This window comes from Sporosarcina cascadiensis, assembly GCF_009650995.1.
Taxonomy (GTDB): Bacteria; Bacillota; Bacilli; order Bacillales_A; family Planococcaceae; genus Sporosarcina; species Sporosarcina cascadiensis.
Genome location: NZ_WHVV01000002.1, coordinates 183590 through 197867, shown reverse-complemented (window position 1 = coordinate 197867; position 14278 = coordinate 183590). Strand labels below are relative to the sequence as shown.

At 46.5% G+C, this 14278-nt stretch carries 16 protein-coding genes; 1 reads left to right on the top strand and 15 read right to left on the bottom strand.

The features are described from left to right. Positions 1–520: 520 nt before the first annotated feature. The 12 genes from GDZ68_RS03275 to upp all read right to left on the bottom strand — a co-directional run bounded on the left by GDZ68_RS03275 (position 521) and on the right by upp (position 11284). The gene (locus GDZ68_RS03275; RefSeq protein ID WP_153720855.1) at positions 521–751 is read right to left on the bottom strand and encodes a DUF1146 family protein; all 231 of its coding nucleotides are present in this window, start codon (positions 749–751) and stop codon (positions 521–523) included. Positions 752–1014: 263 nt separating this feature from the next. Beyond that, positions 1015–1419 carry a F0F1 ATP synthase subunit epsilon gene (locus GDZ68_RS03270; protein ID WP_153720854.1) on the bottom strand — a complete coding sequence of 135 codons (405 nt, stop codon included), beginning with the start codon at positions 1417–1419 and terminating at the stop codon, positions 1015–1017. Positions 1420–1443: 24 nt separating this feature from the next. Continuing rightward, entirely contained in the window at positions 1444–2859 is a 1416-nt protein-coding gene (gene atpD / locus GDZ68_RS03265; RefSeq protein ID WP_153720853.1) for a F0F1 ATP synthase subunit beta, read from the bottom strand. Between the two features lie 36 nt (positions 2860–2895). Then, positions 2896–3753, bottom strand: coding sequence for an ATP synthase F1 subunit gamma (gene atpG, locus GDZ68_RS03260; RefSeq protein ID WP_153720852.1), 858 nt, complete (start codon positions 3751–3753; stop codon positions 2896–2898). 204 nt (positions 3754–3957) lie between these two features. Further along, positions 3958–5469 (bottom strand): F0F1 ATP synthase subunit alpha, encoded by a 1512-nt coding sequence (gene atpA, locus GDZ68_RS03255; protein WP_153720851.1) that lies wholly within the window; start codon positions 5467–5469, stop codon positions 3958–3960. Positions 5470–5493: 24 nt separating this feature from the next. After that, a complete protein-coding gene (locus GDZ68_RS03250) occupies positions 5494–6030 on the bottom strand; it encodes a F0F1 ATP synthase subunit delta (RefSeq protein WP_153720850.1) in 537 nt (178 codons plus the stop codon). Beyond that, positions 6027–6518: a F0F1 ATP synthase subunit B gene (atpF, locus tag GDZ68_RS03245; protein WP_153720849.1), complete on the bottom strand. Its 492-nt coding sequence runs from the start codon at positions 6516–6518 to the stop codon at positions 6027–6029. Before atpF ends, GDZ68_RS03250 begins: the two co-directional genes overlap by 4 nt. 422 nt (positions 6519–6940) lie before the next feature. Beyond that, positions 6941–7153: a F0F1 ATP synthase subunit C gene (atpE, locus tag GDZ68_RS03240; protein WP_009766206.1), complete on the bottom strand. Its 213-nt coding sequence runs from the start codon at positions 7151–7153 to the stop codon at positions 6941–6943. A 61-nt stretch (positions 7154–7214) separates the two neighbouring features. Continuing rightward, positions 7215–7925 carry a F0F1 ATP synthase subunit A gene (gene atpB, locus GDZ68_RS03235; RefSeq protein ID WP_153720848.1) on the bottom strand — a complete coding sequence of 237 codons (711 nt, stop codon included), beginning with the start codon at positions 7923–7925 and terminating at the stop codon, positions 7215–7217. 32 nt (positions 7926–7957) lie between these two features. Then, positions 7958–8326, bottom strand: a complete 369-nt coding sequence (locus GDZ68_RS03230; protein WP_153720967.1) for an ATP synthase subunit I — start codon at positions 8324–8326, stop codon at positions 7958–7960. Positions 8327–9520: 1194 nt separating this feature from the next. After that, positions 9521–10639: a non-hydrolyzing UDP-N-acetylglucosamine 2-epimerase gene (gene wecB, locus GDZ68_RS03225; RefSeq protein WP_153720847.1), complete on the bottom strand. Its 1119-nt coding sequence runs from the start codon at positions 10637–10639 to the stop codon at positions 9521–9523. Between the two features lie 15 nt (positions 10640–10654). Next, positions 10655–11284, bottom strand: a complete 630-nt coding sequence (upp, locus tag GDZ68_RS03220) for a uracil phosphoribosyltransferase (protein ID WP_153720846.1) — start codon at positions 11282–11284, stop codon at positions 10655–10657. Positions 11285–11388: 104 nt separating this feature from the next. Between upp and GDZ68_RS03215 the strand changes: the two genes are divergently transcribed. Then, positions 11389–11601, top strand: coding sequence for a hypothetical protein (locus GDZ68_RS03215; RefSeq protein WP_153720845.1), 213 nt, complete (start codon positions 11389–11391; stop codon positions 11599–11601). On the opposite strand, the gene glyA is transcribed toward GDZ68_RS03215, so the two are convergent. Genes glyA through rpiB form a run of 3 tightly spaced genes read right to left on the bottom strand, consistent with a single transcriptional unit; the run spans position 11592 to position 13904 of the window. Further along, entirely contained in the window at positions 11592–12845 is a 1254-nt protein-coding gene (gene glyA, locus GDZ68_RS03210; RefSeq protein ID WP_153720844.1) for a serine hydroxymethyltransferase, read from the bottom strand. The genes GDZ68_RS03215 and glyA overlap by 10 nt on opposite strands. Positions 12846–12899: 54 nt before the next feature. Then, the gene (locus GDZ68_RS03205) at positions 12900–13445 is read right to left on the bottom strand and encodes a TIGR01440 family protein (RefSeq protein WP_194841038.1); all 546 of its coding nucleotides are present in this window, start codon (positions 13443–13445) and stop codon (positions 12900–12902) included. Positions 13446–13463: 18 nt separating this feature from the next. Further along, a complete protein-coding gene (gene rpiB, locus GDZ68_RS03200) occupies positions 13464–13904 on the bottom strand; it encodes a ribose 5-phosphate isomerase B (RefSeq protein WP_153720842.1) in 441 nt (146 codons plus the stop codon). Positions 13905–14278 lie beyond the last annotated feature (374 nt).

The window sequence follows — 14278 nt, the reverse complement described above, 5'->3', positions numbered from 1 at the left end:
TCGCAAGCTCCCCAAAGTTGTCTCACCTGTCGGGCTGATCCTCCCGGAGTCGACCGTCCTCCGCTCCAATCCAAACCCTGTATTGTACTTAAACAAATGCAAAACTAATATTATCCTGGTAAAGAACTTAGTATAGTTAATTAAAATACCTTTGGAATCAAAATAAGTTACGCTCTTGAGAAAAAAGACAATACTCTTTTTATATGCAAAATGCTTTGACAAATCACGAAAACATAGTGCAGAAAGTTACTTACCCACTTACACAGCTTGAGGGCCATGACAGTTGATCGTAGAGCGGAAGGCGGCGACTCCTGAGGGATCAGCGTGCGCCTTGAGACCCCGCAGGAGCGTCAGCGACGAGGAGGCTCAAGCCACGCCCCTCGGAAAGCGTCCGCCTGAAGCCTAGATCAACGGTATCTTAACTGCAACGCAAAATACATAAGTAACGCTAAGGTTTTAACTTCTTTCAGCCGGAGTTTGAACTCCGGCTGCAATCCCAGAGCACTTCAGCTGAAGGAAGTCAAAACCAGGTCGCCCATCTTCCTGACCAATAGGATATGTCTAAAAAGAAATTTGATACGGTCGAACCAATTGCAATACTTAGCAAAATAAACAAAAGCTGTGTTTGGAAGACGCGGTTTTTACGGATGATTGCCTGAGTCAAGATCGCCTGCAATGCATAAAAACTAATCCCAATGAAAAAAATATGCGATACAATCGCGAGCAATGGATTACTGCCGAGTGAACTCATTTTCCAGGCTCCTTTCAAGAAATTTATACGTTTTGGTGCGCTTCAGTCCTCTTTTGGTGCGTTTGATACAGACTTTGGTTCGGCTGAATCTCACTTTGGTGCGCGCGGCTTCTGTTTTGGTTCGTTCAAAAACGTTTTTCGCGCGTTCCGGTAAACTTTTGGCGCGCTCGTACAGTTTCAGACCGATTCGCCGGCTGCCTGCGATATCGAGATACTAAAAACGGGCGGACAGAAGCAAAGTCTGTCCGCCCTCATACTGCTATTTATACACGCTGCTCATACACTTGTATACGGTTGATGGCACGTTTCAAATCAAGCTCAGCTAAACGCAGGTCTAGACTGTCGGTTTTTGTTTTCAAGTCGGATTCTGCTTTCTCTGCTGCTTTCTTTGCGCGTGCAATGTCAATGGACTCAGCCATTTCAGCACTCTGCGCCAATACAGTAACCACTTCAGGACGAACCTCGATGAAACCTCCGTGGACTGCGACAGTTTCTGTCTTGCCGTCTGTTTTCAGGCGAAGTGCTCCAATTTGAAGCGGTGCTACCATTGCGATGTGGCCGGGAAGTACCCCGATCTCACCAGCTTCAGTAACTGCAATCACCATGTTCGCATCCATTTCACAAACAGGGCCGTCGGGAGTGACGATATTCACTTTGATTTTACTCATTTTTTTCCCTCCTGGTCCCTATTCTTAGACTTCGACACCCATGCCTTTTGCTTTTTCGATAACTTCTTCAATGCGTCCGACTAAACGGAATGCATCTTCAGGAAGGTGGTCGTACTTACCTTCCAGAATTTCAGCGAAGCCTTTAATCGTTTCAGCAACTGGAACATAAGAACCTTTTTGTCCTGTAAACTGTTCAGCTACGTGGAAGTTCTGTGATAAGAAGAACTGAATACGGCGAGCACGGTCAACAATCTGCTTGTCATCTTCATCCAACTCATCCATACCCAGAATCGCGATGATATCCTGCAATTCACGGTATCGCTGAAGCGTAGTCTGTACTTCACGTGCTACACGGTAGTGTTCAGGTCCGACAATTTCAGCACTTAATGCGCGTGAAGAAGAAGCAAGCGGATCTACTGCTGGGTAGATACCCATCTCAGAAAGCTTACGCTCCAAGTTCGTTGTCGCATCCAAGTGAGCAAACGTTGTTGCCGGAGCTGGATCCGTATAGTCATCCGCTGGTACATAGATCGCTTGGATCGATGTAACGGAACCTTTATTTGTAGAAGTGATTCGTTCTTGTAACTGACCCATTTCTGTAGCCAATGTCGGCTGGTAACCAACCGCAGACGGCATACGTCCAAGAAGTGCAGAAACTTCAGAACCTGCTTGTGTAAAGCGGAAAATATTATCGATGAACAATAAAACGTCTTGTCCCTGCTCATCACGGAAGTGCTCAGCCATTGTCAATCCGGAAAGTGCAACACGCATACGTGCGCCAGGCGGCTCGTTCATTTGACCGAAGACCATTGCCGTTTTCTTGATAACGCCAGAGTCCGTCATTTCAAAGAACAAGTCATTTCCTTCACGCGTACGCTCACCAACACCAGCGAATACCGAAATACCGCCGTGCTCTTGAGCAATGTTGTTGATCAATTCCTGGATTAGAACTGTTTTACCTACACCGGCACCACCGAAGAGTCCGATTTTACCACCCTTGATGTATGGTGCTAGCAAGTCAACTACTTTAATTCCAGTTTCCAGAATTTCAACTTCTGTGGAAAGGAATTCAAACGTTGGTGCTGCACGGTGAATCGGGTCACGCTGTGAATCAGCCGGAACTGGTTCAGCTAGGTCGATTTCCTCGCCTAGTACGTTAAATACACGTCCGAGTGTAATGTCACCGACTGGAACAGAAATAGGTGCACCTGTATCTAATACTGGCGTTCCGCGTTTCAGACCATCTGTCGAGGACATCGCAATCGTACGAACCGCATCGTCTCCAAGGTGAAGTGCCACCTCAAGAGTCAACACTTCAACTGCGTCATTGCCGCGGTCGATATTAACCTTCAATGCGTTATAGATCGCAGGGAGTTGTCCGTCTTGGAATTTAACGTCGACAACCGGACCCATAACCTGAAGAATATGTCCATTACTCATGCTTTTCCCTCCTGTCTTACTTACCTAAAAAATGATTTATTCGAGTGCTGCAACGCCGGCTACGATTTCGGTGATTTCCTGAGTGATCGCTGCTTGACGTGCACGGTTAAATTGTAATGTTAACGAATCGATTAGTTCAGACGCATTGTCTGTCGCCGTCTTCATCGCTGTCATACTGGAAGCATGTTCGCTCGCCTTTCCATCCAGCACTGCTCCGTAAATGAGACTCTCCGTATATTGAGGGAGAAGTGTTTCGAGAATCGCTTCCGCAGAAGGCTCGAACTCATAGGACGAAGAGGCAGATACGGATGAAATATCTGTGAGCGGAAGCAATTTACGTTCAGTTGCTTCGTTAGAGATGGCGGAGATGAAGTGGTTGTAATACAAGTACACTTCATCGTACACGCCTTCTGTGAACATGCCAACAGCCCGATTCGCGATATCTTTTACTTCTTCAAAACGAGGGTGATCCGAAAGCCCGATTAGACTTTCTTCAATCCGATATTCCAGGCGGCTAAAGTATTCAAATCCTTTTCGGCCGATTGGAATAATGACCACTTCATCTTTCGACTTATGGCGTTGTTCGATTGCTCGGCTGACGGCACGAAAAATGTGCGCGTTGTATCCGCCTACGAGTCCACGGTCAGAAGTGACTACGATATACGCAGTTTTCTTGACGGGACGCGCAGTAAGCAATGGATGTCCTGAATCTTTCGTTACGGCTGCTATGGCACTGACCACTTCTTCTACTTTATCCATGTAAGGCACGAATTTCTTCGCGTTAATCTCAGCACGGTTCAGTTTAGAAGCAGAGACCATTTGCATCGCTTTCGTGATCTGGCTCGTCTTTTTTGTTGAAGCAATACGGCTTTCTATCTCGCGTAAGGACGCCACTGGCTATTCACCACCTTTATTTTAAGATCAGTTGAATCAATCTCGCCTCGGCGTGATTGCGTCTGGATTTTGAATTGAGGCCTGCACGATGCAGGTCATGCAGTCGTTGCCGCAGGATGCGGCGTTCTTAGACAGCCATCCTCTTTAACTCTTTACAAAATCCCTGACATCCGCCGGAGGCTTTATCTGAGAATCAGATAAAACTTATGCTTCAGAAGTCACGAAGTTTTTCTTGAATTCGTTGAACGCTGCGCTCATTACGTCATCCGCTGGAAGATCTTTTGTTGTACGGATATGATCATAAACTTCCGTGTGGTTTGATTCTAACCAGCTAGTGATTTCAGCTTCAAAACGCAATACGTCTTTTACTGGAATATCGTCGAGGTAACCGCGTGTCAGTGCATAAAGGCTGACAACTTGGTATTCGACTTTCAACGGCTTATTCAAATCCTGCTTCAAAAGTTCAACTGTCCGCTGACCGCGGTCAAGTTTCGCTCTGGTAGATGGATCTAGAGATGAACCGAATTGTGAGAATGCCTCTAGTTCACGGAATGCAGCAAGATCCAGACGAAGTGTACCGGCAACTTTCTTCATCGCTTTAATTTGCGCCGATCCACCAACTCGGGAAACCGAAAGACCTGCGTTGATAGCAGGACGTACGCCTGAGAAGAATAGGTCGGACTGAAGGAAGATCTGTCCGTCTGTGATAGAGATTACGTTCGTTGGAATATAAGCGGAAATATCTCCTGCTTGTGTTTCAACGAATGGAAGTGCAGTAATAGAACCTGCTCCTAATGAATCATTCAATTTTGCAGCACGCTCAAGTAAACGGCTGTGCAAGTAGAAGACATCCCCTGGATATGCTTCACGGCCCGGAGGACGACGAAGTAGAAGGGAAAGTTCACGGTAAGCTGCAGCTTGTTTAGATAGATCATCATAAACAATCAGTACGTGCTTGCCGTCGAACATGAATTCTTCTGCCATTGAAATACCTGTGTATGGCGCCAGGTAAAGCATTGGAGACGGGCTTGACGCAGATGCTGTAACAACAATTGTGTAATCAAGAGCACCATTGCGGCGAAGAGTTTCAACAACTCCGCGCACCGTGGATTCTTTTTGTCCAATTGCTACATAGATACAGATCATGTTCTGGTCTGCCTGGTTTAGAATCGCATCGATCGCAACAGTAGTCTTACCTGTTTGACGGTCACCGATGATTAGTTCACGCTGTCCGCGGCCGATCGGAACAAGAGCGTCAATCGCTTTGATTCCTGTTTGCAATGGTTCGTGAACTGATTTACGCGCCATAACCCCTTGTGCAGGACTTTCAATAGGGCGTGTTTTTGTTGTGTTGATCGGACCTAATCCGTCAACTGGTTGTCCAAGTGAATTGACGACACGGCCGATCAATTCTTCTCCGACTGGTACTTCCATAATACGACCTGTACGACGAACTTCATCGCCTTCTTTAATGTCTGTGTATGGCCCAAGGATAACGATACCTACGTTGTTCGCTTCCAAGTTTTGTGCCAGACCCATTACGCCGGTAGAGAACTCAAGAAGTTCCCCCGCCATGACATTGTCGAGGCCATGAGCAAGTGCGATACCGTCACCTACACGGATTACAGTACCTACTTCACTTACTTCCATTTCAGACTGATAATTTTCGATCTGCTGTTTAATCAGACCGCTAATTTCCTCAGCTTTGATGCCCATGTATGTCACCCCTCTTAATTCAAATTAATTGATTAATTGACGCTCAAGACGCGCTAATTTTGCGCTGATGCTGCTGTCGATAATCTGGTTGCCGATCTGTAAGCGAATGCCGCCGATCAGGCTTGGGTCAATCAAGTTTTCGATATGCAGTGCCCGCTTCCCTACTTTATGCGCGAACGCAGTAGAGATGGCATTGCTCTCTTCAACTGTCAACGGACGTGTAGAGAACACTTTCGCCTCGGCGATTCCGGAAGCCGCATTCGCAATTTCCTGGAAGTCTTCGATAACGCTAAGTGTTTCTCCGATACGGCCAGCATCGATCAGCACATATAGTGTGTTCAGTACAAGCGGATTCGCACCGTTGAAAAATTGCCCAATTAATTCTTTTTTCTTTTGGATAGAGAATTTAGGAGTGCTGAGCATCTCACTTAATCCTTTTTCCTCTTTAAATACCTTTTGCAGCTCTTTCAAGTCTGTCTGTACAGCCAGAGCCTGCTGCTTTTCCTGTGCAGCTTCAAACAATGCAACGGCATAACGTCTTGCGACTACCGATTGGCTCATTGTCCTTCCCCTGCCTTCACAATCGTTTCTTCGATCAATGCGCGGTTATCTTCCTCAGAAATTTCTTTTCCAAGAACCTTAGACGCAGCCAAGATGGATAGAGATACGAATTCTTCACGAACCGCTGCCACAGCTTTCTCTTTTTCTGTTGCGATTTCGAGAGTTGCTGCTTCTTTCATACGGTTTACTTCAGCGCGTGCAGCCGTAATCAGCTCTTCACGTTGAGTGTCACCGGATTTTTTTGCGTTTTCGATGATAGCTTGTGCGTTGTCGCGTGCTTCTTTCAATAAAGAACGCTGCTCTTCAAGAAGCTTTGCAGATTCTTGTCGGCTTTTTTCGGCCTGCTCGATCTCCGTGGCGATTAACTGCGCCCGTTGATCCATTACACCCATTAACGGACCCCATGCAAACTTCTTAAGAAGTACCATGAGGATCGTGAAAAATACGACAGTGACGATGATGTCACCTAAGTTGAGTCGCTGGTTCAAACTAGCTAAAAATCCTGCGTCAGCGTTTGCTGATAAGAGGACGAAGGTATCCAACACGATTGTTTCACTCCCTTCAAGAGCTCATGACTCTTTCGTTTCTGTCTTCCGCGTGTTTGGCAGAAGTGTTCTATGTTTTTCTGCAAGTTTTCACTTTTGCATTATAGAAGTAACCTGATTCCGTTGATTTCCGTTCCAGGCGGACGCTTGTCTTGCGGGCCCGCGGTGAGCCAACTTGGTCGCTTTGCTCCCCTAAGTTGTCTCACCTGTCGGGCTGATCCTCCCAGAGTCGCCGCCTTGCACTACAATCAACTAAGCAGTATTTATAATGCATTATTTCTTGTGCAGATAAGTAATTTCATTTGTTTATCCACATAAAGCAATGGCGAAGACCCATACTACGTGCTTCGCCATATGTTGCAAAATTATTTGTTCATTACGATAAACGCAATAACTGTTGCGATGATTGGAAGTGCCTCAACCAATGCAACACCGATGAACATAGTTGTTTGTAGAACGCCGCGTGCCTCTGGCTGACGAGCGATCCCTTCAACTGTCTTAGAAACGATCAAACCGTTACCGATACCTGCGCCAAGTGCACCTAGACCAACTGCTAGTGCTGCTGCTAATAAACCCATAGTGTATTTCCTCCTAATATTTGTGTAGTTTTGGTTTCCCTAAAATAGGGTATTTCTATGTTTAGTGGTCTGTGCTGACTTTGTGAGCCATATAGACCATCGTTAACATAACAAAGATAAATGCTTGGATCGCTCCAATGAACACGGAGAAACCTAGCCATGCAAGTGCTGGGATCACAGCCCCGACTAAACCGAAGACGCTGGATGCACCAAGTGTTGCAAGCAAACCAATCAAGATTTCACCTGCGAAAATGTTTCCGTAAAGACGAAGACCGAGTGTCAGCGTGTTTGCGAATTCCTCAATAACTTTCAATGGTGCCAGGAAAGGTATCGGCTGGAAGTATTGTTTGAAATAACCGCCAAGTCCAAGTTGTTTAATACCATAGAAATGCGTTAACGCCACAACTGTAGAAGCGAGGGTTAACGTGATAACTGGATCGGCTGTTGGAGATTTCCACCAAAGTTCGTGGTCCCAACTGATAGAGAATGGAAGTCCGAGCATATTTGCCACGAAGACAAACATGATCAAGGTAATTCCGAGCACGTGGAAGCGTCCGCCCGTTTTCCAGTCCATGTTATTTTTAATGATGCCTTTGACGAAGTCCATAATCCATTCCATGAAGTTCTGCATGCCCGTTGGTTTCATTTGAAGCCGGCGAGTGGATGCAACTGCAATCAGGAAGACGATCAGACACGTCACAAACAACATCAATATATTCGAAGGGTTGAACCCGATTCCGAATAAAACAAAATGTGGATTTTCATGATTCACGTTTTTGTTCACCTCCCCTTGCTAGTAAAGTGTTAATGCTCTCTATAGAACAGCAGTCGATCAGTGAACAGCAATACATAAGGCACCATTAACCCGATTACTGTGCTGATCAGATTGAACTCTTCCGGCAGAGACAGTGCAATGGCTGCCGCCGCTACACCCGATGCAAAACGTAAGCCCATGCCTAATGACTTCGCACGCTTTTCCTCCGTAATGGCCCGGTCAAACCGTTCCATCCGTCGAACTAAAATCCAAAAGTTGTACATGCCGAAAAGTGAACCTAAGATGAGTCCCGCGAAGATTGTCCGGTAGTCCAAAAAGAACCAACCGAGTCCAAACAATGCAAGCAAAAAAAAGAAGCTCTTCTTCTGCCTTGTAAAAATTTCCTGCATACTTTGCATTGTCGGTGATTCTCCTATTTCGTATTTGGATTCCAGCAGCGATGTTGAAGAGTTGAGCAGCTCCCCCGACGTGTGTCGAAAGAATTGAGACTTTGTCGTTTCCATCATTTTGAACGACATAGACTCCCGGGTAGGAATCTGGAAATTGTAAGTGAAGCGCCTTTTATTGTTCACCAGGTAGCGTTGCTTTGTGTAAAGCAGACAAAGAGGCTAACAGGCGTTCATATCAGTAAGAATTGAAAGCGTGAAAACATCATTTCTGTATTCAAGATATGTATGTGTCTCTTATCAATCTTACCCTTTGCTAGCATACAATAGGGGGTTTTTTATGTCAATTGATTCAAGGGAAATTATTCACAATGTGTTCTCTTTGTCAAACATTCGACATATTTGTTTCGTGCTTTTTGGGTTGCGTTTTTTTGTGGTTTACCCCGGTGTGTTTTTGGTGATCTTTCTGGCAGAAAGTGCTGATGGCGTAAAATTAGTATGTTGATATAGTATGCAGTTTGGGATTTGTGCTCCAGCCGGGGACTCTTTCCGGAGGGCGTGGCCTGAGCCGCTTCCCTCGCTTTGCTCAGACCAGGGTCTCAGACTCACGCTGATCCTCCCGGAGTCGCCCCGTCTTCCGCACAAATCCTATACGGTAAGCAGAAAAACAGTGCTTGTTCACTGAAATTATTATCTCAATATGTATTTGCTCTTAATTCTTCAAGTGTATTGTACAACACTACTGCCTGATTTACTTTGTTCAACTGCTTAAACTCCTGCTAAGGATAATATAATACTAAGTGTTATTCATATAACTTCACAAGTCGATTGATTACTATACTTCGTTCGGAAAGAGTTCAAGGTTTAGAAGCACTATTATTTACTCACTAAAGATTAGATAATGTGGCATGCAATTTTATATACTATGTGAACCTGCACACTTCTTAGATTTTAGAATAGTATAAGGAACTTACCCCTTATTTATACAAACTAAGTAGGATTGAAGCGGAAGAAGGGGCGACTCCGAGAGGATCAGCGTGCGCCTGGAGACCCCGCAGGAACGCAGTGATGAGGAGGCTTCAGCCACGCCCTCCGGAAAGCGTCCCCTTCTGAAGCGAAAATCCCAAACTTCACGCAAAGTCTTCTTTAACTAACTAATTTAAAACAGCAGACCACCTTAGTAATCGGCAGTCTGCTGTTTGCTTATTATATAGAAGATAAGTATTTCAATAATGACTCGACGATGCGTTCGGAAGCGTGTCCGTCGCCGTATGGATTATGGGCTTTGGACATTCTTTCGTATTCATCATCATCGGACAGCAGCGTGTCGGTCAGGTTGAAGATCGTGTCCTCATCTGTTCCCGCAAGCCGCAGTGTTCCAGCTTCGATACCTTCCGGGCGCTCGGTCGTGTCTCGCAGGACAATAACGGGTTTCCCTAAAGAAGGCGCTTCTTCCTGGACGCCGCCCGAGTCTGTCAGGATAATATGCGAACGCGCTGCGAAGTTATGGAAATCCAGAACTTCCAGCGGCTCAATTAAATGAACGCGGTCATTGTTGCCGAGCAGTTCATCCGCCACTTCACGCACGGCCGGATTCATATGCACCGGGTAAATCACCTGGATGTCATCATATTTATCGAGCAGGCGGTTGATCGCGCGGAACATATTGCGCATCGGCTCACCTAGATTTTCCCGGCGGTGTGCTGTCAGCAAAATCAGACGGTCGTCACCCAATTGATCCAACATCGGATGGTGATAGTCCGGGTTCACGGTTGTTTGCAGCGCATCGATCGCCGTATTTCCTGTAATGAAAATACTTTCTTCATTTTTTCCTTCATTCAGCAGATTCTGCGCTGATTTTTCAGTCGGCGAAAAATGCAGATCCGCGATAACGCCTGTCAGCTGGCGGTTCATCTCTTCGGGATACGGTGAATACTTATTCCATGTACGCAATCCCGCTTCGACATGACCGACAGCGATTTGATTGTAAAATGCGGCAAGACTGCCAATGAAAGTTGTCGCCGTGTCGCCGTGTACGAGCACGATGTCAGGCCTCGCTTCTTTCATGATTTTATCGAGACCTTCTAAACCGCGTGTTGCCACATCGATCAGCGTCTGTCGTTCCTTCATGATATTCAAATCAAAATCAGGTTTGATCTTGAACGTTTCGAGCACCTGATCGAGCATTTCGCGGTGCTGCGCTGTAACGGTCACAATCGATTCGATTTGCTCTGGATGCTTTTCGAGTTCGAGCACAAGCGGCGCCATTTTAATGGCTTCCGGTCTTGTCCCGAAAATCGTCATCACTTTCCACTTTTTAGTCAATGAATGGTCCCTCCATTATTTCGTGCCAAATAAACGGTCACCTGCGTCACCGAGGCCAGGCACGATATACCCGTGTTCGTTCAACTTTTCATCTAACGCGGCAATATACACATCAACGTCAGGATGCGCTTCCGTCAATACTTCGACGCCTTCAGGTGCAGCAACCAGACACATGAATTTGATGTTGACTGCTCCGCGCTTTTTCATTGAATTGATGGCTTCGACTGCAGTTCCGCCTGTTGCAAGCATCGGATCCACTACGATGAATTCGCGTTCAGCTACGTCAGAAGGCAATTTTACATAGTATTCAACCGGTTTCAGCGTTTCCGGATCGCGGAATAATCCCACATGCCCTACTTTTGCCGCGGGAATTAATTTAATAATGCCGTCCACCATGCCGATTCCTGCGCGCAGGATGGGAACGATACCCAGTTTTTTACCTTCAAGTATGCGGGATTTCGCTTCGCAGACCGGTGTTTGAATCGTAATTTCTTTTGTCGGCAGGTCTCTTGTGATTTCAAAAGCCATCAGAGTGGCCAGTTCATTCACAAGTTCGCGGAATTCTTTCGTTCCCGTGTCAGACTTTCTTATATACGTCAGTTTGTGCTGAATTAATGGATGATCAAATACGTGTACTTTTGCCATTAGTATCGCTCCTTTTCGGAATATCTTGTACATTATAACAGAAATCACACGGCAGGCGGAGGGAAGTCCTTTGTTTTTAGATTCAGATTATTGCCGCCCGGCGAATGAACACCGCGTATGATCATACATCATTCAGCCGCGCTCATGCAGAACCTGCAGGTGATCATATATTCCCTGTCGGTGATCATACCTTTCCGCCGGCTGATCATACACAGCGGCCAAGTGATCATAAACTGCAGCGCCGTGCTCATAGACAGTCTTCCCCTCTAGAAAAAGCGCCCGGCACATTGGCCGGACGCTTAATGACTTATGAATAAAGAGGATGCTGATCTGTCAAAGCTGTTACTGCTTTACGCGCTTCTTCTTTTGCATTTTTATCTTCATGGTTTTTCAAAAGTTCCGCGATAATGCGGCCGACTTCCTTCATATCGTCTTCTTTGAAACCGCGTGTTGTAACAGCCGGTGTACCTATACGGATACCGGAAGTGACAAATGGTCCTTCCTGATCGAAAGGTACGGTATTTTTGTTTACGGTAATACCGATTTCATCCAGAACATGTTCTGCCGTTTTACCAGTCAGGCCGAGTGACTGAAGTTTTACTAGGACGATATGGTTATCTGTACCGCCAGAAACCACATCAATTCCTTCTTCATTCAGTTTGGCAGCCAGTGCTTTTGCATTTTTCTTCACTTGCTGTGCATACGTTTTGAACTCAGGCTCCAAAGCTTCTTTGAATGCCACCGCTTTGGCTGCGATTACATGCATCAATGGACCGCCCTGGACACCCGGGAATACTGTTTTATCAATTTTACGGCCGAATTCTTCAGCAGTTTCTTCATTCAATAAAATGATTCCGCCGCGTGGTCCGCGCAATGTTTTATGTGTAGTTGATGTCACGAAATGTGCGTGCTGCACTGGATTCGGGTGCTCGCCTGTCGCAACTAAGCCTGCGATGTGCGCCATATCCACCATCAAATATGCACCGACTTCATCCGCGATTTCACGGAATTTCGCGAAGTCGATTTCGCGCGGATATGCACTTGCACCGGCTACGATCATTTTCGGTTTATGTTCGAGCGCTTTTTGACGGACATCTTCATAATCAATGACCTCTTCGTCTTTTGTGACACCGTACTCGACAAAATTATACAAAATTCCGGAGAAGTTGACCGGAGATCCGTGCGTCAAGTGACCGCCGTGGGATAGATTCATACCGAGAACTGTATCGCCCGGCTCGAGTGCTGTGAAGTAGACTGCCATATTCGCTTGTGCACCGGAGTGAGGCTGAACGTTGGCATACGCTGCACCGAATAATTCTTTTACTCGGTCGCGTGCAATATTTTCCACAACGTCAACATGTTCGCAGCCACCGTAGTAACGGCGACCCGGATAGCCTTCAGCATATTTATTCGTCAAATACGATCCTTGAGCTTCCATTACTGCTTCCGTTACAAAGTTTTCTGATGCGATTAATTCGATGTTGGAGTTCTGGCGGTTCTTTTCTGCCATGATTGCTTCAAAAATTGCTGCGTCATCACGCTGTACATTGCTTAAGTCCATTGGTTACTATCCCCTTTTTTCTGATAATTTCTATCTTTGTTTATTGTACACGTTTCATTCGTACTGCGCACGGCTTCCGCCAATCAATTTTGGACGAGTGGTCGCTAATGTGATATTTGCTTCGCCGACTTGCTTTATAGAAGTGCGGATTGGCACGACTACCGGCTTTAATTGCATGCCGATCAAGGTCTGTCCAATATCGATTCCGGCATTCGCCTGAACGGCCTCCACTACTACCGGATCGCTAAATTGCTGATATACATAGGCGGACATCGAGCCTCCCGCTTTCACAACCGGCACGACCGATACAGGCTCTAAATTAAATTGCCTGGCTGTCTTGCGTTCCAGCGTTACTGCGCGGTTGATGTGCTCGCAGCCTTGAAATGCTAAATGAATCTGATGTTTATCAGCGAATGTCTGCAGCGGTTCAAACAGTGCTTCGCCGATTTCCAGCGCGCCGTTCGTCCCGATGCGCGAACCCGCCACTTCAGACGTGGAGCAGCCGACGATAAAAATCGTATCGGCTGCAAGCGGCGCCTGTTCCGCAAACTCCGTCAGTGCCTGTTCCAGCTGCAGTTTCCATAATTGAATGGCATCCACATCGTTCACCTGCTTTCTTTATTGCTTTTCGAGATCCATCATTTTATCTATACGGCGCTCATGACGGCCGCCTTCGAATTCCGTTCCAAGCCATGTACTGACGATTTCACGTGCAAGACCGGGGCCGATGACGCGTTCACCCATCGCAAGAACATTGGAGTCATTGTGCTCTCGTGTTGCTTTTGCGCTGAATGTGTCGTGAACGAGCGCGCAGCGGATGCCTTTGACTTTATTGGCGGCGATCGACATACCGATGCCTGTGCCGCAGATTAGAATTCCGCGGTCTGCTTCGCCTGCTGCGACGGCGTTTGCTACCGGGACGGCGTAGTCGGGATAGTCGACGGAAGCGTCGGAGTCCGGGCCGTAGTCGGTGTACTCAATGTTCATTTCAGTCAGCAGGTTGATGATTTCGTGACGGAGGTTGTTGCCTCCATGGTCCGAAGAAATTGCAATTTTCACTGCGCACCCTCATTTCTAATTTTTACTTATCGCTTATTCTACCATTGTTAGATAAAAAAATCATCGGTTTTACTGCAATGTTTTGGTTTTTTTGATTTTTATATTGTATGGAATGCCAATAAAGGCGAACGTTGTGGTGATAGAACATAGTTATTGTACGTGTTAGTTTGTTTAATTCGGTTTGAAAGACGGGTAAGTGGCAGGCTACCGTTTCCCTGCGTTCCAGGCGGACGCGTTCCGGAGGGCCCGCGGTAAGCCAACTTGGTCGCTTCGCTCCCGCAAGTTGTCTTACCTGTCGGGCTGATCCTCCCGGAGTCGCCGCCTTCCACTCCGGTACACTGGCTGGTTTTTCAATACTTTGTGTGTGCGTAGGC

Excerpts from the sequence above, each read along its gene's own strand:
- atpA (WP_153720851.1), bottom strand. The coding sequence starts at position 5,469 with ATGGGCATCAAAGCTGAGGAAATTAGCGGTCTGATTAAACAGCAGATC.
- atpD (WP_153720853.1), bottom strand. The coding sequence starts at position 2,859 with ATGAGTAATGGACATATTCTTCAGGTTATGGGTCCGGTTGTCGACGTT.
- atpE (WP_009766206.1), bottom strand. The coding sequence starts at position 7,153 with ATGGGTTTATTAGCAGCAGCACTAGCAGTTGGTCTAGGTGCACTTGGC.
- GDZ68_RS03215 (WP_153720845.1), top strand. The coding sequence starts at position 11,389 with ATGAACACCGCGTATGATCATACATCATTCAGCCGCGCTCATGCAGAA.
- upp (WP_153720846.1), bottom strand. The coding sequence starts at position 11,284 with ATGGCAAAAGTACACGTATTTGATCATCCATTAATTCAGCACAAACTG.
- GDZ68_RS03275 (WP_153720855.1), bottom strand. The coding sequence starts at position 751 with ATGAGTTCACTCGGCAGTAATCCATTGCTCGCGATTGTATCGCATATT.
- GDZ68_RS03250 (WP_153720850.1), bottom strand. The coding sequence starts at position 6,030 with ATGAGCCAATCGGTAGTCGCAAGACGTTATGCCGTTGCATTGTTTGAA.
- GDZ68_RS03230 (WP_153720967.1), bottom strand. The coding sequence starts at position 8,326 with ATGCAAAGTATGCAGGAAATTTTTACAAGGCAGAAGAAGAGCTTCTTT.
- glyA (WP_153720844.1), bottom strand. The coding sequence starts at position 12,845 with ATGGACTTAAGCAATGTACAGCGTGATGACGCAGCAATTTTTGAAGCA.
- GDZ68_RS03270 (WP_153720854.1), bottom strand. The coding sequence starts at position 1,419 with ATGAGTAAAATCAAAGTGAATATCGTCACTCCCGACGGCCCTGTTTGT.